A 24660-nucleotide genomic window follows, 5' to 3' on the forward strand; every position below is an offset into this window, starting at 1 on the left:
ATGGCAACAATTCTTCACAGAATCAAAGCGTATCTGTATGATAACGTTTTAACGAAAGATAATCCTAATGATTTCACGGCACGTACGACAAGCGAGCGAAGTCTCAACGTACAGCAGATCTGTCAGTCAGCCGTAGGTCGTGGCGGGGCAGATATCTCCGCTTCGGCGATGGAGCATGCAACGGAGCTGTTCCTTAAAGAAATGGCATACCAGTTGTGTGACGGGTATTCCATTAATACCGGTTACTTTACAGCCAATACCACTATTCGTGGAGTATTTGACAGTCCTTCGGAGACGTTTAATAAAGATAAGCACAGTATTATCTTCCAGTTCAACCAGGGAGAAAAGCTCAGGGCAGAGATTCCTAATATTGAGGTCGAAATCCTGGGTGTAGCAGAATCTTCTGCGGTGATCTTACAGGTGACGGATGTGAAAAGTAGCTCGGTTAATGATCTTCTTACTCCCGGCAGAAACCTTAAGATTGCAGGAAGCAAGATCAAAGTAGCCGGCAACGATCCTTTTATCGGGGTATTCTTTGTGAATGTCAGCACTAATCTAAGAACGATGGTAGAAGAGAGTGATATGGTGACCAATAATCCTTCAGAGGTTATGGTGGTGATTCCGAACTTGTCAGCAGGAACCTATCGCTTAGAGATCGTGACTCAGTTCACCCAAGGCGCCCTGCTCAAAGAACCCAGAACCGCTATATTTGATAAATTGCTTATGGTACTATGATGAAGAAAATCAGTCATATTTGTCAACACCTCGTTGACCGCCCGATCAAGGGTCTGTAGATGGTAGCATCAACGAGGTGTTGACCGTACTGTCAAGGGTGTGTTGACAGTACGATGTAAGCGGTGTTGACAAAAACAAATAGAGGCTGTCCGGAAGGGCAGTCTTTTTTGTTTGAGGGTTTTGGAGTTTGAGGGTTTGAGGGTTTCTGAGTGGAGGGATCTTGGTGACTTCGGCTCCGCTCAGCCACCGAGACTTTATTAAGAGTTGCTATGATGTCTGTCACTGAATTTATGCACTCCTGTCACCCTGAGCTTGTCGAAGGGCCAGTATAATACTCACATCCTAATAACTAAGGCTTCGACAGGCTCAGCCTGACACCGTATATCACATTGTTTTTGAACACCAAGCCCACTAAGATTTTTTGAAAGTATTGTGTATATTTAGTTTCACAAAGCCGTTCCATTTAGAAGAGAACGCAAAGCCCCTATTGTAATGGCTGGCTGCAATTGATAATAAGCACAACTTAAAAATTCCCATCCTCCGGAGGGGTGGCGAAAATTCAAAGAATTTTTGACGGGGTGGTTTAAGCAGATTTTCTCACAAACCTCCATTCTATCCATCCCGATTGTCATCCCGATAGGGATCTAAGCCCGAATCTTTACATGCTAATATTACCAACGATGCCGAGATTCCTACGGATGACAAACTGTGTGGATGGGTTTGAGAGTGCTAGCGTATGAGGGTTTCTGCGTAATGACAAAAAGTTGTAAAATGCCGGTGACTGAGGGTCTTGAAATCATCACCTCTTTACATCATGGGAATGGATTTCAAACGCCACGAGCGCAAGGTTTTATTTGAAATTAATTGCGCATATTTTCCGTTCGCAATGGCGCTCTGCTCAGCAAATGATAGCTAAATTTAATATTGCATTGTTTTTTTTGAACACAAAGCGCACTAAGATTTTTTGAAAGTATGGCGTATATAAGTTTCACCAAGCCGTTCCACTTAGAAGAGAACATAAAGCCAACTATTGTAATGACTGGCTGCAATTGATAAGAAGGACAACTTAAAAATTCCCCTCGGTGGAGGGGTGGCGAAAATTCAAAGAATTTTTGACGGGGTGGTTCAAGGGAGATTGTGAGAGTGCTGGCTTCGGCTCCGCTCAGCCACCATCGAGCGTATGCCATTATTTGTATTGCCATCATAACCGATAAAACTACTTAAAGCAAACCATGGTTGAAATATATCCTTTGCACTCTGATAGCGTAACACACCACCCCGTCGCAAATTCCAATGGAATTTCCGCCACCCCTCCGAAGGATGGGAATTTCGATTGGCGTAGCCAGAGCGGAGTCGAAGGCCCACTGTTGGTACCCATTTCATTTAACAAAAGCACCGATAGTTTTTATATATTGAAGGAAACTAAAGAAATGCTTAAATTTGTAGCTGAATAAAAAACAAAAATATGTATCCAACAGATTTAGTAATGCCTATGAAGGCTGAACTTACAGATAAAGGTTTCGAAGACCTGACAACACCTGCTCAGGTAGAAGAAGCATTAAAACAACAGGGAACAACTCTTCTGGTAATCAATTCCGTTTGCGGATGTGCAGCAGGAGCAGCAAGACCGGGCGTAGTATATTCTTTGACCGGAGATAAAAAACCTGATCACCTGACTACTGTTTTCGCAGGTTTCGATACAGAAGCTGTCATGGAAGCAAGAAAACACCTGGCTCCTTTCCCGCCAAGTTCTCCTTGTGTAGCTCTTTTTAAAGACGGTGAATTGGTACACATGCTGGAAAGACACCATATCGAAGGAAATCCTGCAGGGGCTATCGCAGCCAATCTTCAGGCAGCTTACGACGAATATTGCTAAGAACAACTTATCTTTATATGAAACCGTTACAGATTGTAGCGGTTTTTGTTTTTTACCCCCCTGCCTTTGCTCGTCTTCTCTTATGAGAAACATATTAATATGTTTGAAAACTTTTATAACAATTACATAAAACGCTCAATCAGAATAAATTATTGTGAAGTCATGGCGGGTAATGAGAAAATAAGCTTTACCTATTATTTATCATAATAAAAAGTTCTCAGAAAATACAAATATTGTTATATTTGTTGAAATGGCAACGAAAGCACTTTTCAATACTGTGGTCAACTGGTTTATCCGTCAGCGGATAGATCAGATTCAGAACTTTATGGATCATCCTGTTGAAACACAGAATGGTATTTTATTTTCACAGCTGTTCCATGCTGAAGATACCGAGTACGGAAAGAAATATGGTTTCAATTCTATTTCCAGTTACCAGGATTTTAAGAACAAAGTTCCTATCGTAACCTACGAACAGATAGAACCTTATATCGAAAAAGCCCGTCAGGGACAAAAAGATGTTACCTGGCCCGGCTATATCAAGCATTTCGCCAAGTCTTCAGGCACCACCAATGCCAAAAGCAAATTTATCCCTATTTCCGCAGAGAGTCTGGAATATTGCCACATGAAAGCAGGAAAGGATATGGTATCTATCTATGCCAACAATCATCCGGAAAACCAGCTTTTCAATTATAAAAACCTTCGTCTGGGAGGAAGCTCAGAGCTGTATGCGGATTTCAACACCAAGTTTGGTGATCTTTCGGCGATCCTCATTGATAATCTTCCGTTCTGGGTAGAAATAACCACAACACCCAGCAAGAAGGTTTCGCTGATGGGAGAATGGGAAAGCAAGCTGAAAGCCATAACCTCGGAAGTAAAAAATGAAGATGTAGGAAGTATCCTGGGGGTTCCGAGCTGGATGATGGTTCTTCTTCAGCGGGTCATAAAGGAAACTGATATCAGCAATATCTCTGAGCTATGGCCGAATCTGGAGGTTTTCTTTCATGGCGGTATCAGCTTCAAACCCTACAGAGAGCAGTATAAGCAGATCATAGGAAAAAATATTAACTATTACGAAATCTACAATGCCTCCGAAGGATTCTTCGGAATTCAGGACAGATCAAACAGCGACGAAATGCTGCTGATGCTGGATTATGGTATTTTCTATGAATTTATCCCGATGGATCAGTTTCACCTTTCCAACCCGAAAGTGGTAAGCCTGGAAGATGTGGAAGTCGGTAAGAATTACGCCATGGTTATCACAACAAACGGCGGATTGTGGAGATATCTGATCGGCGATACCGTCGTATTCACCTGTACCAATCCTTTCAGAATAAAGATTACGGGAAGAACAAAACATTACATCAATGCGTTCGGTGAAGAACTGATGATCACGAATGTAGAATCTGCACTTTCAAAAGCCTGTGAGGAAACCCATGCCGCCGTTTCCGACTTTACGGGGGCGCCCGTTTTTATGAAAGACAACGAAGGCGGTGCCCATGAATGGATCTTCGAGTTCTGTAAAATGCCGGTTGATCTGGAACGTTTTATTGATGTTTTTGACAATCATCTGAAATCCATCAACTCAGATTACGAAGCGAAACGCTATAATAATATAACACTGAAACGGCCGATCGTTCACATTGCCAAACCCAATCTTTTTTTACTGCTGGCTGGAATCCAAAGGTAAACTGGGAGGCCAGAATAAAGTACCGAGACTGAGTAATGACCGAGAATATATAGATCCGTTACTGGAACTGAATAAATAAATAACAATCTTTTTAATAAAAAAACCACAGCAAAATGCTGTGGTTTTATGTAATGTCGGATTATTTACTCAAATCTTCCTTAAGCTTTTTTGCGCCCTCTTCTACTTTCGAAGCACCTTTGGCAGCTGCTTTTTTCACATCCTCACCTGCCTGGTTCAGGTTTTCCTTTGTTTTGTCTGCAGTGGCATCGATCTTATTTTTTGCATCCTCCGCCGCTTTGTCTATCTTTCTACTTGCCTCATCAATTCTGACTTCAGTTTTTTCCTTCACATCATTGATCTTTGATGTATCTACCCCAATTCCGTTTTCAGAAACAGTGGTTGTCGTGGTAGTAACGGATCCGTCAGGATTTTCTACCTTCTCAGTTTTTGAAGTTGATTTTGTGCATGATACAACCAATGTTGCCACGATTAATCCTGATAAAATGTTTTTTTTCATATGTATTAATAATTTAAATGATATTCAATATTAAATCTGTGAAGATGATTCTTTATTCTTTTGATGCATCAGATTCTTCAATGAAAAGTCTGTTATTCTGTTTTTGTTCCTGCCTCAGGAGTTGTTTCAGCCGTCTTCTGCTTTTTTTCTTCTTCAGCTTTTTTCTTGTTTTCCTTTTCCAGTTCCTGCTGAATCTTTTTCTCCTGCTCCTGAAGTTCCAAAGCTTCTTTGAGGGAATCCTGATATTTTTTAGAAGACATTCTGATCTGGCGAACCACATCCACAGATGTCGCACCGGACGAAAAAGAATCTACTGCCACCGTATCGTAATTTGCTTTCGGGCTGTCTGCCGGATAAAGATCCTGTGGCTCCTTTTTGGAACAGGAAACGGCTGCAACCGTTGAAACAAAGAGTATAAAAAACAAATTTTTCATGATAACGAATTTAGCAGAAATTCCGGAATTATAGTATAGTGATTCTACAATTATCTGAACCTTCTCTAGGATCAACATAATTTTTATTAGGAAAATTTAAAAACCTTTCCGCACCTTTGTTATCTGAAGTTTTTTTGATAAGTTTAAACAAATTTAATTCAATCGAATGGTTCTCAGCAGAATTTGGTCGGCCTTTATCATTATTGCCATCGCCATCGCCAGTATAAAATACATTTCATCAAGCCATTACAAAACCATTTTTAACGATATGGTGGTGGGTAAAGGCGGTGACACAGTGCAGATCGCAACCCAGAAAATGAATACGCTTTCTCCAATCGTGAGGGACAGTCTGGTAAAAAGAACTGATTTTGCAGACAGCAGAATTCACTATAAAACAGACTCTCTTACACAGGATGTAAAAGTCTACCGTGTTCAGGAAGCAGACGGCGTAATAGGAACTTCCGAAACGGCCGTAAAAATATGTCTCGGGCTGATCGGTATTATGACCTTGTTCATGGGATTCATGAGCATTGCGGAGAAAGCCGGCGGAATCAATCTTTTAAGCCGCTTTATTCAGCCTTTCTTCTCAAAGCTTTTTCCGGAGATTCCTAAAAACCATCCTGCTTTCGGGCATATGCTGATGAATTTCAGCGCCAATCTTCTCGGGCTGGACAATGCAGCCACACCTTTCGGTTTAAAAGCAATGGAAAGCCTACAAACACTTAATCCGAATAAAGATACAGCCAGCAATTCGCAGATTATGTTTCTTTGTCTCCACGCAGGAGGAATGACGCTGATTCCGGTTTCTATCATTGCCATCCGCGCTTCTATGGGATCGAAAACCCCTACAGATATTTTCCTGCCTTGTATGATTGCTACTTTTGCGGCAACTTTGGCAGCCATGATTATTGTTTCCCTTTATCAGAAGATCAATTTATTAAGACCTGTTGTGATCGCTTATGTGGGAGGAATCTCAGCAATGATCGCTTTATTGGTAGTGTATCTCGTGCAATTAAGCAAAGATCAGCTGGATGATTTCAGTAAAGTTTTAAGCAATGGTTTAATACTCTTTATCTTTCTGGCAATAGTCTTAGGTGCAGTCTATAAAAAGATTAATGTTTTTGATGCTTTTATTGAAGGGGCTAAAGAAGGTTTTACCACCTGCGTTAAAATTATCCCTTACCTGGTCGGAATGCTGATCGCGATTTCCCTGCTAAGGACTTCCGGAGTTTTTGATGTGATTATTGACGGAATGAAATGGGTTGCCAATACCGCCAATCTGGATCCACGCTTTGTAGACGGACTGCCGACAGCTCTCATTAAGCCGCTCTCCGGCTCAGGAGCAAGAGGAATGATGGTCGATACAATGGCGACTTTCGGGGCAGACAGCTTTCAGGGAAAATTAGCAGCTGTTCTTCAGGGAAGCTCAGATACGACCTTTTATGTAATCGCCGTTTATTTTGGGGCAGTAGCCGTGAAGAATACACGATATACTGTAGTTGCAATGCTTCTGGCAGATCTCGTAGGAATTATAACTTCTATTGCTCTGGCATATTTATTTTTTGCATAAAAGGTGACTTCGGAAGCCTCATGCACCAACTAACTTATGATAACAACAAAATTAGGATAATATTCAAACCCTTTCGGTGATTGAGGTTCTCGAAATCACCGTTAATTTTAAATCAGATTATGATAACAGATAAAGAATTTACGCTAAGACTTATACGCCAGTTAAGCCAAGCCTTGGAAAAACTGATTTTGGATAAACCTGAAGAAAGTTTAATGCAAAAAGAATTGGATTTCGATTCTTTAATGAGAGATATTTTCAAGATGAGCTTCACAGAAATTTCTTCCAAAACAAAAGAGGAAATCATTGAAATCGTAAATGAAAGACAGGAAAGAGATCATAAAGATTATTATGAAATGCTGGGGAATCTTTTTTATTACAAAGGAAAAGCAGAAGCCAACAATGACTTTCTGGACAAAGGAAAAACCTTTTATGAACTCTATCTTCAGACCAGCGGTATTTTCGCGTTACCAGTGATTAACAGAATTTCAGAAATAAAAAAAGCACTTGAATAAAGTGTTTTTGTATGTTTAGAAAGTAATTTTATAGGTTCCGGTGGAAGAAACACTGGCTTTTTCAGCTTTTACATATTTCTTAACCCATGAGACTGCGTTGGAGGTAATACACGGATCTGAAGTTCCGCCTGATCTTCTTGCAGAAACTACATTTCCGGCTTTATCAACCGTGTAGGCAATGGTGATGGTTCCGCTTGCGGTACAGCTGTTGGCAGGTTGCGCTCCTCCTCTACCCATTGTTCCGGGAATAAACCCAACCAGTTTTCTGTCGATCCCCACTTTACTGTCTCCATTTCCATCACCACCTAAAGGATCACCTGCGTTTCCGATTCCATTTCCGTCTCCCTGGCTTCCGGCTTTTGTTCCTCGTCCTCTGATCAGGTTTCCGATGGCTGCTGTTCCTTTTCCGTCTCCGTTTCCTGTTTTTGAGTTTGAGGTTACGGCTCCGGATTTTTTATTGTTCTTTGCAGCGCTGGTACTGGCTGAAGATTTCTTGGTTTCTGCCTTAGATTCTTCTTTTTTCGGAACACTTATTTTTGAATTGTTTCCGGTAATAATTTTATCCTTAGCTTCTGATTTTTGTGTTTCAGGCTGAGGCTCCGGCTTGATTACCGTTTTCGTTTCAGGAACAGAGGCTTCTGCAGGCTCTGTGACATCCTCCGTTGCAGCTGCTAAACTTCCCGGTTGGTCGGCGGGTTCTTCCGCTCCGTTTCCGTTTCTGTTGTCCCCGAAATTTACCAGCATGGTGGTTACAATTTCGGGTTGCTCATCCAGTTCCGGCTTTAATTTATATAAAAAAACAAATAACAAGATCGCAGACCAGATCAGGATAGAAAGCACTGCACTTTTTACCCGATCCCGGTTTTGTTCGTCTCTGTTTATAATCTCGCTTCTCATTTTAAAAGGATCCTTTCCGAGGGTTTCGGAGTTGTTATTTATCTTTAACCGTTGCAATGGCAATATTAAATTTATACTTTTCGGCAATCTCCATTACAAAAACCACATCTTTATGCATCGTATTTTCGTCTGCACGTATGGTAAAAGATTTGTTGGTCTGGCTGGTTAGCTTATTCACGATCGTCTGCTCAAGCTGTGCTTTTTCAACAGGAGTATCATCTACAAAATAAGATCCGTCAGGCTTGATACTTACCGTAAGAGGATTTGGAATATTATCTTCAACAGCTCCCGTTTTCGGCAGTTTTACATCAATGGCGCTTTGATTCGCGGCGGAAGATGTTACCATAAAGAAGATCAGCATCAGCAAGATAACATCGGTCATCGCTGCCAAACTGAACTCGGGGTTTGCTTTATTTCTTCTCTGAATTTTCATCTGTTTACTTTTCTTGTTTTTTAATGGTCAGACGGAACCTTTCGGTTTCATATGAAGACTTATAAAGGTTTGTTGATAAGATCTAAAAATTCTCCCGACATATTCTGAGCTTTCAATACAAATTTATCAATTCTTGTCAATAAAATATTATAAAAAAAGTTCGCCGGAATTGCCACTGCAAGACCAACCGCAGTCTGTCCTAATGCCGTATAAATACCTTCAGACAACGTTTTTGGAGAGAAAGACCCACTTGCATGAGACAAATTAAAGAAAGCAATAATCATCCCGATCACCGTTCCCAAAAGCCCCAACATCGGTGCAATACTTGGTACAACCGCCAGAAGATTCAGGTTCTTTTCCATATTGGCAACCTCAACCTGAGCCTGAGATTCCATAGCACTTACGATATCAGATACCGGTCTTCCAAGCCTTGAGATTCCTTTTTCCAGGATTCTTCCTTCCGGTGAGTTTTGTCGTTTACAGTAATCCAGCGCTGATTCCATTTTGCCTTCTTTAATGAAATCTTCAATATTATCCATAAAGTTGGCATCTGTTTTTGACGTCAGTCTTTTAATAAAGAAAAAACGCTCAAAGAAGAGATAAACGGAAAATACACCCAACAGGAGCACGGTCACCATTACTATTTTGGCGAAAGCGCCTCCATGAAACATGATCTTCCAAAATGAAAATTCTAAATCTTCTGCCCCGACCGCAGGTGCAGCAACCTGTGCAAATAAAATCTGAGTAAGTTCCGTTAACAGCATTAATGTGTATTTTTATAAGAGTTGTAACGACAAATGTAGTGGAATATTATGAAATCATATCTTAAAAAATGCTTAAAAACACTTTAAAATTTGTTATTTTCATCCACAGCAAACTTCTTTCCAAAAAATTCTGAAAAGAAATCTGATATAAGGATCGGAAAAAGAAGTGAGAAGGATTAATCCTCGTCTACTTCAATATCGTCCTGCTTAAATTCGCATTTTAGCCTGAAAGGAATCGGGGTTTCCGAACCTGTATAGAAATCATTGATCGTCCCTTTCCATACTACCTGAAGTACGTCTTCTTCATTCTTATCAAACTGAAGCTCATTATCATAGATAAAAGCTTCTTCGTCATCAAAAAGATCTACTTCCGTGAAAGTTTCTTCGTCGGAATCATTAATCGTAATAGTTTTTCCTTCTATTTCCGCAGAGTCGATAGGGAAATCAAAAACTTCAAGCGAAAGCTGAGGAAAGTTGTACTGCAGAGAATCATCATCCACATGATCCAGACTGTCATCCGTAATAATTTCAACCTCTAGGAAATGTTGTTGGTTGCTGTAAACCGCTTTACAATAAGTATTTCTGATATTGTATTTTAGCGTTTCGTCCGGATGGTAAATTTTTAAAATCCCTTTCATTTTTTCTTAAAAAAGAACTGTAATAATATGATTGTAAACGTTTTCAACAAAGATAAAAAATAGATTGAACGTGAAAAATTTTTGGGAAAATATTTTTTTGGGAAAATCGTTTTATTTAATTTGCTGATGTGATTTCTAACATAAATAAGCCATATTTAAAAGACTTTACAACTTTTGTACAAAATCTTAGCGTTTTTAAATTTAAAAATAAAATCAATCGTTTTAATATTTATTTTTGTTTTTTAAGAAATCTGAAAAATGAAAAACATTTTATCGAAAACCATGATCGGGTTGGGTATCGCTGTAAGCCTTACTTCCTGCAAAAAATATGATTCTCCTTTAACCAAAATAACGCCTTCCAATTTGGACTCCATTGCTTCCAATTATTATGAGCAATATCTGAAATTATATCCTTTGGACGCCACTTCGCAGGGAGATTTAAGATATAATGACCAGCTTCCCATCAATATAGATAAGGATTTTATTTCCGGGGAGGTTGCTTTTTACAATTCTGTGCAGAAGCAGCTGGAAAATGTTGATTATAAAAATCTTTCTGATGACGATAAAGTTGTGTATGATGTGCTGGATTTTATGCTGAAAGACAAAGTTCAGGCATACCGGTATCACCCGGAATACATTCCTTTCACCCAATTCGGAGGACTTCCATTGAACTTCCCGCTGTACGGAAGCGGAGAAGGCAGCCAGCCTTTCAAAACAGAAAAAGATTACAGCGACTGGCTCAAAAGGATGGAAAAGTTTCCGGACTGGATGAATGCGGCAACGGATAATTTCCGCGAAGGAATCAACAACAAAATGGTTTTGCCTAAAAAACTTGTCGTAAAAATGATTCCGCAGATGAGAGCCGAAGAAATTACGACGACCGATTTAGATAAAAATATTTTTTACGGTCCAATAAAAAACTTCCCTAAAGATTTTACTAAAGAGCAGAAAGAAAAATTTTCAGCTCTTTATAAAGAAACCATTACCAAGAAAATTATTCCTGCTTACGTTAAGATGGGCGATTTTCTTGAGAAAGAATATCTGCCAAAAGCACGAGACACAGATGGTTACAACAGCCTGCCTAACGGAAAGGAAATTTACCAGTATTATGCAAAAAGCTGGACGACAACCAACAAAACTCCTGAAGAAATCAATAAAATAGGACTTCAGCAGGTAGCGATGCTCCGTTCCGAAATGGAAAAAGTAAAACAACAGGTTGGCTTTAGCGGAACGCTGGAAGAATTTATCAGTTATGTGAAAACAGATCCTAAAGCAATGCCTTATAAAACATCGAAAGAAGTTTTGAATGCTTTTAACGGAATATTAACCAAAATAACTCCGCAGCTGAAAACCATGTTTTCCGTAACCCCGAAAACTAAGTTTGAGATCAGGCAGACAGAAAAATTCAGGGAAGCCAGTGCGAGTGCAGAATATATTCAGGGAACACCTGACGGAAAAAGACCGGGAATTTTCTATGTTCCACTTCCGGATCCTACAAAATTCAACGTAACTTCAGGAATGGAATCACTCTTTCTGCATGAAGCAATTCCCGGACATCATTATCAGGTTTCCCTTCAGCAGGAAAATACAAAGCTACCTAAATTCATGAGATTCGGATGGTTTGGTGCATATGGAGAAGGCTGGGCGCATTATTGTGAAACTTTAGGTCCTGAATTCGGATTGTATACAGATCCTTATCAAAAAATGGGATACTTAAGCGACCAGATGCTGAGAGCTGTACGATTGGTTGTAGATACAGGTTTACATACCGGAAGAATGACACGGGAAGAAGCCATCAAGTATTTTTTAAGCAATATTTCCTATGATGAAGCCGGTGCGACCGCAGAGGTTGAACGTTATATGGCAATGCCGGGCCAGGCGTTGGGATATAAAATCGGGTCTTTAAGAATCCGTGAGTTGAGAGATCAATATCAGAAGGAGCTGGGAAGCAAATTCAGTTTGGCAAAGCTTCATGACGAAGTTCTGAGCCAGGGATGTCTTCCTTTAGATGTTTTGAACAGAAAAATGGAGCTTTGGGCGAAAAAACAGAAATAATTATTTTCACCACAAAAGTTACAAAAGATTTAAATAATTTTTTTGAGAAAAATTAATAGAATTTGAAAGAAAACATAAGCTTTTGAAAACTTTTAATTGACTTTAAATTAAAATATTTTTAAAATTCTTTTGCCCCTTTTGCGGTAAAAATAAGCTTAATAAAAAAATACAAAGAAAAAAATGTTTACCATAGAACAAATTGAAAATGCGCACAGCAAAGTGAAATCAGGAGCAGATTTCCCAAATTACATTAAAGAAATTAAAGAATTCGGTGTAAAATCTTTCGAAACCTGGGTGAAAGACAGCCATACCAAATATTTTGGAGAAAATAATTTTACGACAATTTCAGAACCTCAATATGAAGATTTAGTAATTGCTGATGATTCTGATAAAGAAACGTTTGTTCAGCAGCTTAAAAGTCATCAGAGAGGTGAAACCGATTATATGAAATTTTGTGAAGATTGCGCGGAAACCGGAATTGAAAAATGGGTTGTTGATCTGGATAATTTTACCTGCATTTATTACGATAAAGCAGGAAACGAAATTCTGACAGAAGAAATCCCTCACTAAAATATTGAAGCCACAGATTAATTTTTGTGGCTTTTTTTGGAATATTCTTTAATTTTATCTCAAATTCATAAAGAAAGATCATGATGACAGAAAGCTTACAATCACTTTTTACCAGAGATTTGAATAAATTAAAAACGGAGATCGAATCATATCGAAATGAAGAAATCATCTGGAAAACCGATAAAAACATCTCTAATTCTGCCGGAAACCTTTGTCTTCATCTTGTTGGAAACCTTAATAATTATATCGGCGCAACACTTGGAAATTCAGGCTATGTAAGAAACAGAGAACTTGAATTTTCATTAAAAGATGTTCCGAGAACCGAATTGATTCAGCAGATCGAAAGTACGATCGAAATCGTAAATTCATCGCTTGAAAGATTATCCCCAGAAGACCTTCAGAAAGAATATCCGTCTGAACCTTTAGGCTATGAGATGACTACAGGATATTTCATGATTCATCTGTTTGGGCATCTGAGCTATCATTTGGGGCAGATTAATTATCATCGCAGATTGCTTGATTTGTAGTGATTTAATCTTTAAACCACCCCGTCTAAATTTTCATTGAAAATTTATCCACTTTTCCAGAAGAGGGTAATTTATGCCGCTATATTTATTTTTCAAATAACATTTTTGTAATAAAATCCTTTTCCCCTTTTCCTCTTGCCGGGGAATATTCTCGTCCGTAAAAAATGATCTGAAGGTGAAGCTTGTTCCAGACACTTTCCGGCCATATGGCTTTTGCATCTTTCTCGGTTTCTACGACGTTTTTACCTGAAGTCAGTTTCCATTGTGTCATCAAACGATGAATATGCGTATCTACCGGAAAAGCGGGAAATCCGAAGCCCTGACTCATGACCACTGAAGCCGTTTTATGACCAACTCCGGGAAGAGCTTCCAGTTCTTCATAGGTTTGGGGTACTACTCCATTGTGCCTTTCGAGCAACAGTTCTGCCATTCTTTTCAGGTTTTTGGCTTTTGTATTCGCAAGTCCGATTTCCTTAATTAATTCTTTAATTTCTGAAACTTCCAGCTTAGCCATTTTTTCGGGAGTTCCCGCTACTCTAAAAAGATTTGGGGTAACCTGGTTTACCTTTTTATCGGTCGTCTGGGCAGAAAGTGCTACGGCAACCATTAAAGTATAGGGATCAGTATGATCCAGTGGAATGGGAACTTCGGAATATAATTTTTCTAATTCTGTCTGAACAAGCTCGGCTCTTTGCTTTTTTGTCATGTAACCATTAAATTTGAACAAAAATAAATCATTATGTTGAAAACTGGAGATAAATTACCTCAATTTAAAGGAATAAATCAGGATGGAGAAACAGTGAGTTCTGAAAATTTAATCGGGAAGAAATTAGTTATTTTCTTTTATCCTCAGGCCAATACTCCTACGTGTACTGTGGAAGCCTGCAATCTGAGTGATAATTATTCTAAACTGGAAAAGGCCGGATTTCAATTGTTGGGAATCAGTGGTGATTCTGTAAAAAAGCAGAAAAATTTCCATAGTAAATTTGCCTTCCCATATGATCTTATTGCCGACGAAAGCCACGAAATTCTTGAAAAATTCGGGGTATGGCAGGAAAAGAAAACGTTTGGAAAAACATATATGGGAATTGTGCGAACCACCTTTATTTTTGATGAGAAAGGGATCTGCGAAAGAGTGATTGAAAAAGTGACTTCCAAAACGGCTACAGAACAGATTTTAGAAGGATAATTTTACAGCCTATTTGTCATGCTAAAAGCATCTCAATGCAAACTTTTCAAGATTTGTATAGATCCTTTCAGGATGACAAACTTAATGATTTTATTTTAAGATTTCCTTCATTACGAATCCTATAAAGAACAGTAAATTACTCTGTTTCAAAATACATCAGCTCTTCAGAATCGCCTGGAATGGTAACGTATTTTTTAAATTTCAAACCTAATTTTTCAATCAGTTTTTGGGAAGAAAAATTATCTTTGGTGGTAATCGCTGAAATCTTTTTTTAAGCCGAAATCTTTCATTCCTATGGATTTTACTTTTAAAGCAGCTTCGTAAGCATATCCTTTTCCTTCAAATTTATCAAGAAGAGAAAAACCGATATCTACGACGTCGAGTCCCTCTCTTTCAAATATTCCCACGCCGCCAATTTTATGATTACCATCTTTCGTCATCACTAAATAATTGCCGTAGCCCAATTTCTCAAACTGAGGAAGAAATCTGTTTTTAATATAATTTTCAGCATCTGTAACAGTTTTTATTCCGCGATCACCAATATACTGAATGAATTTCGGACTGTTATAAAGTTCAAAAATAAATTCTGCGTCTTCCAAATTCATCGGACGAAGAATTAACCGCTCTGTTTCGTAAAAGTTATCTGCGTTTTGTAGATTTTTTTGATTTTTTAGGCTCATCTTTTGGTTCTTCTTTTTTTCAATTTTTAAAAGCCTCGGATTATTGGTGCATTTCTTATTATAAAGCTCAATATAAGGACCATTATCTTTAACATTTGAAATTGTTTCTGCTGATTTCCCGATGGTTAAGGTAAAATGTTTTTTCTGATAAGGACATTCTTTTGAAGTTAATTTTCCCAAATCAAGGTAATAATTGGATTTATCTTCATAATAATTTGCCGCCAGATCTCTGAATTCTTCATCAATAATGTATCCTTCCGTCGCTGCAAAAACAGCAGCATCCTGAATATTATCTACTTTTCCTACAAACTTTCGGAGTGCATTAAGATCTGTAATGTATTCAGGTTTTCCGGATGAAAAGTCTACAATATAATAGAATTCATCTTCTTCAGCAATTCCGATATTGAATCCTGAAGATTGTGATTCATATTCTTGTTTAGCACCGGATTGTCGGAGAATATTATCTTTCCCATAGCTTTTATAAACTAAAATCCAGGAATCTGTTTTAGTATTCGGATTAATTTTCTGTAAAATCACCGGCACATTGGGAAACTGCTTTTTCTCCTGAGCATACAAAAGAATTCCCAACACCATAAAAATAAGAAGATGGACTTTATCTATAAGTTTTATCATATTTAAAAGAACGCAGATGCTTCCTGATTATTTTATATGAATTTATCTCCTTTTTTGAAGTTTTTAAGATCCATTACATAATCCTTTATTAACTGATCATGTTCTTTCGGACAGATGAGCAAAACTTTGTCTGTATCTACAACAATATAGTCTTTTAATGAATCAATAATTACCGCTTTGTTACTGTTTTTAATATTGATGACATTACCTTCCGAATTGTATGTTAAGATATGTTTTTGCCTGGCGGCATTCCTGTTTTCGTCTTTTTCGGTATTTTCATACACGGAAGTCCACGTTCCCAAATCACTCCATCCGAGATCTGCGGGAATCACATACACGTTTTTTGCTTTTTCTAAAATACCATTGTCAATCGAGATTTTCTGAACTTTAGGATAAATCTGTTCAATACAGCTTTTTTCACTCTCTGCATTGTACTCGCAGGCCATGAAATGCTGTGTCATTTCGGGAAGATATTTTTCGAAAGCGTGGTGAATACTTTTAACATTCCATATAAAAATTCCTGCATTCCACAAAAAGTCTCCGCTTTCAAGGAAGCTTTTTGCGATTTCGAGAATCGGTTTTTCCGTAAAAGTTTTTACTTTATAATAATCAGAATCATGCTTGTCTACAAATTGAATATATCCATACCCGGTATCCGGCCTCGTAGGGGTAATTCCTAAGGTAACCAGATATTCATTTTCAGAAGCCAGTTCAAAAGCCAGTTCTGCTTTTTCCAGAAAAGTATCTTCTTTTAAAATGAGATGATCTGCCGGTAAAACGATCATTGTTGCATCAGGATCAATTTCGGCAATTTTATTTGCCATATAAAGATTACATGGCGCCGTGTTTTTCAGAAGAGGTTCTCCAACAATATTTTCCTGTGGAAGTTCCGGCAGCTGCTGATGCGAAAGCTCAACATATTCTGTATTAGTAATCACAAATATATTTTCATTGGGAATAATCCTGCTGATTCGGTCATATGTCTGCTGAATCATCGTGCGCCCCACTCCTAAAATATCGTGAAACTGTTTTGGAAATTTCTGCGTACTCAAAGGCCAGAATCTACTGCCGATTCCTCCCGCCATAATCACGCAATATCTATTTGATTTTGACATTATTAAGTGCATTTTTCTACCCTCGCCAAAGGCTTGAAAGAATACTTCCTTCCCGTAGCCAGGTTCTTACAAAGATAGTTTTTTTTAATAAGACCTTCTAACAAATACTTCTCGTTTCGGTAAATAAAGAAGTCCCCTTTTTGCAGTTTTTCAATAAATACAAGGGTATCGTCCTGTTTTTCAATATGAAAATATTTAACGAGATCCGGGCTCGCCATGAAGTTGGCTTTAGGAGATTTTGAAAAGTTTGCAATAATTGGCCTTAGATCTTCCTGATAAACATTGATGCTTTGTAAGAGCATCTGGCGAAAAGTTTCTTTCCATTCATTGCCGTGAGGAGAAATTCTTCTTCCATATTTCTCAAAGGCAATAAGATGGGCCAGCTCGTGGGTAAGTACAAAGAAAAAAAGCTCCGGAACCAGCGTTGAATTAATGGTGATCTCATGGGAATTATCCAGAAGTTTACGGTAATCTCCTAACTTTGAATTCCTGTTGCGTGTAATCTTTATATGAATATAATAATCTGCAAACCAGATCTTTAAGTATTGAAGCGTATGCTGTGGTAAATATTTTTCTAATGATTGGATAGACATTTTACAAACTTAGCGGAATTCCTGAATAGAAATTCAACAATTTAAGACTGAAAAGATAGTTATATTTTGCCTGGGCTACCGTTCCCTGGGCATTGGCGTAGTTGTTTCTTGCAATGTTTACATCATAGATCGTAGATCTTCCTGCTGCGTAGCTTTTATCTGCAAAATCAAGAGCAAGCTTTGTACTTTTCTCGGTCTGAACCGCAGATAAATAAATTTCATAATTCGCATCTACATCAAACTGTGCTTTCTGTACGTTTTCACGAACGACCTGTTTTTGCTGCTGCATACTTACTTTAGCAATACTTTCATTGAGTTTTGATTGCTCTACCTGAAGTTTCGTAATGCCTTTATTAAAGATCGGAATATTTAAAGATATGGCAGCCTGTTGTCCGAAATTATCCTTGTACTGTCCGAAAAACATTCTTTCATAAATTAAATTCCTGTTTTCATCTATTCCTGTAATATCTGTATTAAGAAGATTATTATAGAAAGATCCTATTCCGACACTTGCTGTTAAGGTTGGCCAGAAAGCGGTCTTTGTAACTTCTGTCTGTGCTTCAGCCGACTTGATTCTGCTCTCTGCTGCTTTAATCTGAGGTTGATTTTCATAAGCGGTCGTTAAAACCTCATCTACCGATTTCAACTGTGGTGCCAATTGATCCGGCACATTAACATCTTCCACATCAAAATCTTTATAATCCTGAAGCTGAAGCAACTGAGCCAAGGCAAAAAGGCTTCTTCCTACATTGATTTCAGCTGTTTTCAGATTTTGCTTTTCCCTTGCCAGGCCAGCCTCCGCTTCAGCTAAAACGGTTTGAGCCGTAGTTCCGACCTCTGTAGTAATTTTCGACCTGTCGTACTGTTTCTGCGCATTTTCTACTGCTGCCTGAGAAATTTTTACAATTTCCCTGTTCAGTAAGGTTGTTAAATACTGTTGGGCAATCTGAAGGGAAATATCATTTTTAATCGTTTCAATATCATATTGACTTGCCTCTACATCAAATTCTGTCTTTCTGATGGTTTTTTCTAATCTGCCATAATTATAAACGAGGATATCCGCGGAAAGATTGGCACTGTTACCATACCTGTCATTCCTGATACTTCCCGTTCCTAAGGAAGCCTGCCCGAAACTTACTGTACTTCCAATATTTGCGGATATGGAAGGAAGATAATTTTTCTTCGCAATTTTCAGGTTAATATCCTGCGTCTGTTTCGAATATTCATTTTGGATCACCTGAAGATTATGTTTAGTCGCATAATCCACACATTCTCTCAAAGACCACTTCTTCTGGGCACTGACAGCCAGACAAGATAATCCCAAAATAATAGTCAAAACTCTTTTCATAATTACGATTTTTCCTATTAGACGAACCAAATATAAAAAAGTTACAACTTGGAAAAAATTATTGTTTCATATTTCTGAAACTTTTGAGAATTTTGCACTATGACAAAATCGCAATATCAGGAAGCTGTAGAATGGCTGTTCGTGCAGACTCCAAATTATCAGACCGACGGACAGAAAGCCTATAAGCCCGGATTAGATAACATCCAAAGACTCTGTGATTTCTTCGGGAATCCCCAGGAAAAAATAAAATGCATTCACATTGGAGGGACAAACGGAAAAGGATCTACGAGCAATATGCTGGCTTCCGTTCTTCAGGAGTCGGGGTATAAAGTCGGAATCTACAATTCACCTCATCTTATCGATTTTACAGAACGTATAAAAATCAATGGTAAAAACTGTGATAAAGAGTTTGTCTATCATTTTATTCAAAAACTGAAAACCCTGCCTGAAGATATCCGTCCTTCTTTTTTTGAATTTACCACCATCATGGCTTTTGAATATTTTTATCAGCAAAAAGTTGATATTGCGATCATTGAAGTTGGTTTAGGAGGAAGATTGGATTCTACAAATATTATTACCCCTTTAGTTTCAGCGATTACTAATGTTCAGCTCGATCATCAAAATATTTTAGGAAATACCATTGAAGAAATTGCGGCTGAGAAGGCCGGAATTATAAAAACCCCTATCCCCATTATCTCCGGAGATGAAAACGAGGTCGTGAAAAACATCATTAAAAATAAAGCCGACAAAGAAAACACTTCTTTTATTGATGCAACTTTAATAAGAAGTGATTTAAAATCTGATTTAAAAGGAAATTATCAGGAGAAAAATATCAGAGTTGTTTTAGCATTAATTGAAGAATTACGAAAATTGAATTTCAATATTGCTAATGAAAATATTGAAAAAGGGCTTTTGAATGTTCATCTTAATACAGGTTTTATTGGACGCTGGTTTGAGTTCTCTCAAAATCCGCTTACCATCTGTGACACAGCACATAATCAGGCAGGCTTGGAATATGTTTTTGCACAATTAAATTCCATCAATAAGCGCAAGCATATTATATTAGGATTTGTGAATGATAAGAAAATTGATGAAGTCATGAAAATTTTGCCGGAAAATGCTGAGTTTTATTTTGCGAAACCGTCTATCCAACGGGGCAGACACCCACAAGAGTATGAAGACATGCTGAAGGAAGCAAAAATTTCTTATACAATTTTCAATTCTGTACAGGAAGCGTATCTGTCTGCAAAAGAGAAATGTACAAAAGATGAAATGATTTTTATCGGCGGAAGTAATTTTGTAGTGGGAGAATTTTTAGAAAAAAAATTTGGAGATTTCCGAATAAGTCGTATATTTGCACCACTCTAATCGAGAAAACAACGATAAAGAGGGTTCTTAGCTCAGTTGGTTCAGAGCATCTGGTTTACACCCAGAGGGTCGGGGGGTTCGAATCCCTCAGGACCCACAGAAAAGGAAACGAAACCTTTCAAAAAAATTCGGGCTCTTAGCTCAGTTGGTTCAGAGCATCTGGTTTACACCCAGAGGGTCGGGGGGTTCGAATCCCTCAGGGCCCACAGAAATCTCTCTTTTTTAAGGGAGATTTTTTTATTTTAATCCCTTTCCTACCCTTTGCAAACAAATTATTAAATTTGCCTAGCCAATTCTAAATATTGATTCAGCTATGGACATACTCATGCCCAAAAAAAGAAATACTGCGAAGATTAAACAGCATCCGGATACAACCTTCAGGCCTGAAGCCAAGAAAATACGGTGTCTCAGTGAAGTACTTTTCAGGAAAATCAGACGTCCCGGAAAAAAGAATGGATTATGAGCTTACCACAGAATTAGATTTACAAGATTACAAGGGAATTTTAACGATCAACAAAGAATTTATCTTTTATAATCAGCATGAACACGACGGAATGAGTGAAATCTTGGGAAATGCTGTTTCAAAAGCTTTATATCCTCTTCAGACCTATCTCAATGAAAAAGGACTTTCTACTCATGAAATTATCAATATTGAAGAAATAAGAGAACGCTGGAAAAAGGAAAAAACAAAATTATCTGATAAGTATTCCAGTGAAGCCCTGGAAACATTTTTTGAAACCGTCGACAAAAAACTCAATGACCGGTCAGAAATAGAAAAAAGCCTCCATCATGATTGGTTCTGGAATCTTTTTTTCATCCTAAATTCATAGATTACGGTGAAACAAGAAGAACTTCGAGCGCTTTATTTCTATCCGTTATCCCCTACCAACCGGCTTTAAGATTTCCCGGAATACAGACAATTCAGAAAATACCTACTGATTATCATTCATTTATGATAGAATTTCAAAGTGAAGAACTTCCTGCCGATCCTTACTTTACCTCAAAAAATCCGGGAAAAACGGAAGCTTTTATGTCTTTAAAGGTAATTTTTGATCTGGATCTTTATTATCATTTTCCAATGCATACAAGAGCTTATTTTGAGGTTTACACAAAAGATATAAATGGTAATAAGCTTCTCATTAAAACAATACAATATACACAATATCAGCAAAATACTGAAGAATTTAACGATAAAGAGCTGAATAAAAGCAGCCCGTTCATTACGGGAGGACTGGTAGTTTCTGAACAGAAAAAATGGGGTTTTTATAAAAATGAATATGAAAATGACTGGTAATCCGTTTAAATAAAAAACACTAATTTTACATACCACACAAAATTATTAATATGTCTCAAAAAGAAAAAGTAGTACAGGGTGCCTTGTGCCAATGTCAGTTTGGTACTACACCGGACAAATTAAAAGTACTCACACAACAAAAATATTTCGTCAACGACCTCAACGGCAGTACCAAGCTCGTTGCTACCCATAAAGATATCGGAGCTACTTTTGAGAAGAATACTTTCGGCTCCTGCAAAAAACAGAATAATTCACCCTGTTCTGCCACTGTCACTGAATGGAGCGGTTTCTACGAAAAAGAAAAATATTCACCGCCCGATGGCTATATTCTTCTGGAAGATAGCAAAGCGACCTGCCCTATCGGAGGAAAGGATTGCATCAGCATTCTTAAAACCGGACAAATTGGAGAACCTTCAAAAAAGAATATTAAAAATGCAGATAATGAGCTACAGTCTCATGTAAATCCTTTGGTCAATATGCAGAATTTTGACGGAGACAAACCTTATAAATTCGGTTTTTAAAGATGGGAACGGCAGGAATAAAAAAAGCGCTCATCAGAGAGCCGAAACAGAACGTAAAACAATACGGATCCGGATTCATTGTAGAATTGGGACATTCCCAAAATTCTTTTACAGCTTATCTTGACAAAACCTGTTTGGGAGCAGGTACAAGAAATCCTGAAAATACGATAAATACTGTTAAATGGCTGCTCATCCGTGAACATATATGGAAGGCCTATAAAACCCTACATCCGCAACTGGGACCGAATGATTTTTTTCAGACGATAAAAACGCAGGATCATAAAATTCTTGAAGGCAATAATAAAGAAATCAGTGTTTCCGATATTAAAACAGGAGCGGGAAATGTCGGGGTTATCCACTTACTGATACCCTACAGTGTTTATCCCGAACTCAATGAAACAGAAGCGATAAGAGTCGTTGCTTTAGATAAACCCCAGGTTCTGTACTGTCACTTCAAATTTCCTAAAGGCGGTTATATTCCATTACAGGATACAGAGAAAAAAGCAGCTTACGGGCAAACGGTGGAAGTGGAAATATACACTCATCTTTTTCCTGATTTTAACAACAGATTAGATAAGTTTGTTTTTGATGTTGAATTGATTAACAAAGGAAAAACCGTTGCTATACAGAAAAATGTTGAAATAACTAATCCGGGACAGTTTGTTTATAATGGAAGAAAAATCGTCAGATTCTTTCTCGATCCGGAATGGCAGAAAAATCACAATACACAAAAACAGGATGAGAAATTTTATCTGAAACTGAAAGGAAGTATCGGCTATACCGCTCCGGTATTGATTTCCGCAGATGCAATACGCCCTACCGGTGAATATGACTCGGAAAAAGCGGCCACCGATTGGGCCAGGCTTGAAAATGGAAAATGGGTTTACGATACTTCAAGAGAATTATTGGTTCCTTACGACACGATAAGCTCGCTTTTCGGGCAGTTTGAAACTCAGAAAAACAATCAGATCCAGTATATCGGAGATATTAGATACACAAAAAGGGAATATGATCCTTGCGGCTATTCCAAGATCTCAATAAAAGACGAAGACGACGCAGAAAGATCTCCATTGGTGATTTTTGACGAAGAAGATACTGCAAATCCTATTGACAGAACCAGCCAAACCTTCGGAATTTTAGCCGGGGATACCAGAAAAAACATTTCCATTACTTTAGATAAATTATCGACAAAAGATGTTTTCTGCCAGGGACTTCTTTTAGATGAAGGACAAAAACATACCGTCCGGACCAATGTTTTCCAGGTTGAAAAAGTATATGCTGCACAAAGAGATAAGTCAGGATTTAATACACAGGAAGATTCAACACATGGTCAACAGCAGAAAAATGCAGGAATTACAGCTACTGATCAGAATAAAAACGACAGGGATGTTATAAAAACCGACAAATCTTACAACCCCTCTGCTGTACAGCATTGGCGGGCAGACGTTGACTATAAGTTTCAGGGAGACAGCAAAATTACCATAATGCTTCCTTATCATTTTAACAAAACATTTCTGGAGGGAAATAAATATAATGTTGCACCGGATGTCGCTAATCTTCTATGGCTTTTTAACTATTTCATTTTGAAAGAAGATATGGCACAAACGTATTTTCTTCCCGTCAGCACATGCCGTTATCCGAATCAGATTGCAAAAATAAAAGTCTTCCCCAATGTAAGCTGGACGATCAATCTTAATTATGGCATGAAAAATCCATTATACTATCGGGATACATGGGTAGAAATGCGGCAGCACAGAGTAAGTGACGCCGTAAATAAAGCACAGGCCTCCGATATTGATGGCTATGACGGAACTGTTGAAACAAAATTCAGTCTGTCGGTTGAAGCAAAATGGAACGGGACGGAAACCGCAAAACTGGATCAGAAATTAGCTGAAAACCTTAAAATACTTATAGGAAGGTTTGTTAAAATTAAAAAGTTCGTAGACAATGTAACCGGAAAAGACCGCGGCAGCTCTACCTCGGGAATGGCGGAAAGTATGATGGCCAGAGTTCGCAGAACACCGTTGACGATAGAAGTTCTGTCTCCTCAGATTGCTATTGGTGCCGGCTGGGAATACAAATTCGGACGGAAAGAAAAAAATGAAGACCATATTTTAGTTCCTACCATAGGACTTGTTGCCAAAGCAGATCCCTTCATTGGTGCCGAAGCAACCATTGACCTGATTGCCTGGGGAAAAAAACTTCACCCTGCAGCTCAGGCTGTAATTACCGCTTTAGACCTGCTGGCTTATGCAGCTGATGCGGAAGTTCGCTTTGATCTTAAATTTTACGGTAAACTCGTTATTCAAGGCAATATAGAACTAAGTCGATTAAAGAAAGAAGGAGAATTGAAAGCCGAAGGACAGTTCGGATTTAGCTTGACATTATCTGCAAAAGCAACAGGAAAAGTAAAAGCAATAATCTACGAAGCAGATTACGATTTTGAAGCTAAAGCCGAAGGAAAAGGATATTTTTCACTAGGATTCGGGGCTGGCTGGGACGATAATAAAGGAATTTATGTACAACCGGTGGTGAGACATTCGGGAATTAAAGTAACTTTAACATACAAAGCAAAATTCGGAAGCGCAGAAAGAGAAACCACTGAAGAATTTGTTATCATTAAAGAAGGTAAAGCAGATATAGATCAAAGATTTTATTTAAATGATTAAGAAAAGCATACAATTCATTTTGGTAGCGGCATCTT

Annotated in this window: 24 protein-coding genes, 2 tRNA genes and 1 pseudogene; 16 read left to right on the forward strand and 11 right to left on the reverse strand. The window is 38.1% G+C overall.

The genetic code is table 11. The features are described from left to right. From AAHI02_RS12965 to AAHI02_RS12975, 3 genes and pseudogenes are all read left to right on the forward strand, one after another. Positions 1–735, forward strand: a complete 735-nt coding sequence (locus AAHI02_RS12965) for a DNA-binding domain-containing protein (RefSeq protein WP_346983598.1) — start codon at positions 1–3, stop codon at positions 733–735. A 1465-nt stretch (positions 736–2200) separates the two neighbouring features. Next, positions 2201–2611, forward strand: a complete 411-nt coding sequence (locus AAHI02_RS12970) for a BrxA/BrxB family bacilliredoxin (RefSeq protein ID WP_042722826.1) — start codon at positions 2201–2203, stop codon at positions 2609–2611. Positions 2612–2861: 250 nt separating this feature from the next. Then, positions 2862–4377: pseudogene (locus AAHI02_RS12975) on the forward strand (GH3 auxin-responsive promoter family protein). A 60-nt stretch (positions 4378–4437) separates the two neighbouring features. On the opposite strand, the gene AAHI02_RS12980 reads toward AAHI02_RS12975, so the two are convergent. Further along, entirely contained in the window at positions 4438–4815 is a 378-nt protein-coding gene (locus tag AAHI02_RS12980; RefSeq protein ID WP_346983599.1) for a hypothetical protein, read from the reverse strand. 92 nt (positions 4816–4907) lie between these two features. Beyond that, positions 4908–5249: a hypothetical protein gene (locus tag AAHI02_RS12985; RefSeq protein WP_346983600.1), complete on the reverse strand. Its 342-nt coding sequence runs from the start codon at positions 5247–5249 to the stop codon at positions 4908–4910. 166 nt (positions 5250–5415) lie between these two features. Between AAHI02_RS12985 and AAHI02_RS12990 the strand changes: the two genes are divergently transcribed. Both AAHI02_RS12990 and AAHI02_RS12995 read left to right on the forward strand, forming a co-directional pair. Continuing rightward, positions 5416–6819 carry a nucleoside recognition domain-containing protein gene (locus AAHI02_RS12990; protein WP_346983601.1) on the forward strand — a complete coding sequence of 468 codons (1404 nt, stop codon included), beginning with the start codon at positions 5416–5418 and terminating at the stop codon, positions 6817–6819. A gap of 119 nt (positions 6820–6938) precedes the next feature. Further along, the gene (locus AAHI02_RS12995) at positions 6939–7331 is read left to right on the forward strand and encodes a hypothetical protein (protein ID WP_346983602.1); all 393 of its coding nucleotides are present in this window, start codon (positions 6939–6941) and stop codon (positions 7329–7331) included. A 15-nt stretch (positions 7332–7346) separates the two neighbouring features. Here AAHI02_RS12995 and AAHI02_RS13000 read toward each other — a convergent pair whose 3' ends face one another. The 4 genes from AAHI02_RS13000 to AAHI02_RS13015 all read right to left on the reverse strand — a co-directional run bounded on the left by AAHI02_RS13000 (position 7347) and on the right by AAHI02_RS13015 (position 10063). Further along, complete coding sequence (locus AAHI02_RS13000) at positions 7347–8228, reverse strand: ferric siderophore ABC transporter substrate-binding protein (protein WP_346983603.1); 882 nt, start codon at positions 8226–8228, stop codon at positions 7347–7349. Between the two features lie 34 nt (positions 8229–8262). Beyond that, a complete protein-coding gene (locus tag AAHI02_RS13005) occupies positions 8263–8661 on the reverse strand; it encodes a biopolymer transporter ExbD (protein ID WP_346983604.1) in 399 nt (132 codons plus the stop codon). 59 nt (positions 8662–8720) lie between these two features. Then, the gene (locus AAHI02_RS13010) at positions 8721–9425 is read right to left on the reverse strand and encodes a MotA/TolQ/ExbB proton channel family protein (RefSeq protein ID WP_346983605.1); all 705 of its coding nucleotides are present in this window, start codon (positions 9423–9425) and stop codon (positions 8721–8723) included. Positions 9426–9601: 176 nt separating this feature from the next. After that, entirely contained in the window at positions 9602–10063 is a 462-nt protein-coding gene (locus AAHI02_RS13015) for a hypothetical protein (protein WP_042722834.1), read from the reverse strand. 258 nt (positions 10064–10321) lie between these two features. Between AAHI02_RS13015 and AAHI02_RS13020 the strand changes: the two genes are divergently transcribed. The 3 genes from AAHI02_RS13020 (at position 10322) to AAHI02_RS13030 (ending at position 13215) form a co-directional block, all read left to right on the forward strand. Next, entirely contained in the window at positions 10322–12118 is a 1797-nt protein-coding gene (locus AAHI02_RS13020) for a DUF885 domain-containing protein (RefSeq protein WP_346983606.1), read from the forward strand. A 180-nt stretch (positions 12119–12298) separates the two neighbouring features. Further along, positions 12299–12688, forward strand: coding sequence for a DUF1398 family protein (locus AAHI02_RS13025; protein ID WP_346983607.1), 390 nt, complete (start codon positions 12299–12301; stop codon positions 12686–12688). An 80-nt stretch (positions 12689–12768) separates the two neighbouring features. Continuing rightward, positions 12769–13215: a DinB family protein gene (locus tag AAHI02_RS13030; protein ID WP_346983608.1), complete on the forward strand. Its 447-nt coding sequence runs from the start codon at positions 12769–12771 to the stop codon at positions 13213–13215. Positions 13216–13300: 85 nt separating this feature from the next. Here AAHI02_RS13030 and nth read toward each other — a convergent pair whose 3' ends face one another. Next, positions 13301–13921, reverse strand: a complete 621-nt coding sequence (gene nth / locus AAHI02_RS13035; protein WP_346983609.1) for an endonuclease III — start codon at positions 13919–13921, stop codon at positions 13301–13303. Between the two features lie 33 nt (positions 13922–13954). Here nth and bcp point away from each other — a divergent pair, with 33 nt between their 5' ends. Then, entirely contained in the window at positions 13955–14404 is a 450-nt protein-coding gene (bcp, locus tag AAHI02_RS13040; RefSeq protein WP_346983610.1) for a thioredoxin-dependent thiol peroxidase, read from the forward strand. A 239-nt stretch (positions 14405–14643) separates the two neighbouring features. Here the strand turns inward: bcp and AAHI02_RS13045 are convergent, their stop codons facing one another. Genes AAHI02_RS13045 through AAHI02_RS13060 form a run of 4 tightly spaced genes read right to left on the reverse strand, consistent with a single transcriptional unit; the run spans position 14644 to position 18773 of the window. Then, positions 14644–15717: a GNAT family N-acetyltransferase gene (locus AAHI02_RS13045; protein ID WP_346983611.1), complete on the reverse strand. Its 1074-nt coding sequence runs from the start codon at positions 15715–15717 to the stop codon at positions 14644–14646. Positions 15718–15749: 32 nt separating this feature from the next. Then, a complete protein-coding gene (locus tag AAHI02_RS13050; protein WP_346983612.1) occupies positions 15750–16832 on the reverse strand; it encodes a mannose-1-phosphate guanylyltransferase in 1083 nt (360 codons plus the stop codon). Positions 16833–16834: 2 nt separating this feature from the next. Continuing rightward, entirely contained in the window at positions 16835–17425 is a 591-nt protein-coding gene (locus tag AAHI02_RS13055; RefSeq protein WP_346983613.1) for a SprT-like domain-containing protein, read from the reverse strand. Between the two features lies 1 nt (position 17426). Beyond that, positions 17427–18773, reverse strand: coding sequence for a TolC family protein (locus AAHI02_RS13060; protein WP_346983614.1), 1347 nt, complete (start codon positions 18771–18773; stop codon positions 17427–17429). Positions 18774–18872: 99 nt separating this feature from the next. Between AAHI02_RS13060 and AAHI02_RS13065 the strand changes: the two genes are divergently transcribed. The 7 genes from AAHI02_RS13065 (at position 18873) to AAHI02_RS13095 (ending at position 24625) form a co-directional block, all read left to right on the forward strand. Next, positions 18873–20141, forward strand: a complete 1269-nt coding sequence (locus AAHI02_RS13065; protein ID WP_346983615.1) for a folylpolyglutamate synthase/dihydrofolate synthase family protein — start codon at positions 18873–18875, stop codon at positions 20139–20141. A gap of 21 nt (positions 20142–20162) precedes the next feature. Next, a tRNA-Val gene (locus AAHI02_RS13070) sits at positions 20163–20238 on the forward strand. A gap of 33 nt (positions 20239–20271) precedes the next feature. Further along, positions 20272–20347, forward strand: a tRNA-Val gene (locus AAHI02_RS13075). Positions 20348–20551: 204 nt separating this feature from the next. Continuing rightward, a complete protein-coding gene (locus AAHI02_RS13080) occupies positions 20552–20971 on the forward strand; it encodes a hypothetical protein (protein ID WP_346983616.1) in 420 nt (139 codons plus the stop codon). 122 nt (positions 20972–21093) lie between these two features. Then, positions 21094–21435: a hypothetical protein gene (locus AAHI02_RS13085; RefSeq protein WP_346983617.1), complete on the forward strand. Its 342-nt coding sequence runs from the start codon at positions 21094–21096 to the stop codon at positions 21433–21435. A gap of 50 nt (positions 21436–21485) precedes the next feature. After that, a complete protein-coding gene (locus tag AAHI02_RS13090) occupies positions 21486–21956 on the forward strand; it encodes a DUF4280 domain-containing protein (RefSeq protein ID WP_346983618.1) in 471 nt (156 codons plus the stop codon). A gap of 2 nt (positions 21957–21958) precedes the next feature. Beyond that, positions 21959–24625, forward strand: coding sequence for a hypothetical protein (locus tag AAHI02_RS13095; RefSeq protein ID WP_346983619.1), 2667 nt, complete (start codon positions 21959–21961; stop codon positions 24623–24625). Positions 24626–24660 lie beyond the last annotated feature (35 nt).

Source organism: Chryseobacterium sp. POE27 (assembly GCF_039727685.1).
Taxonomy (GTDB): domain Bacteria; phylum Bacteroidota; class Bacteroidia; order Flavobacteriales; family Weeksellaceae; genus Chryseobacterium.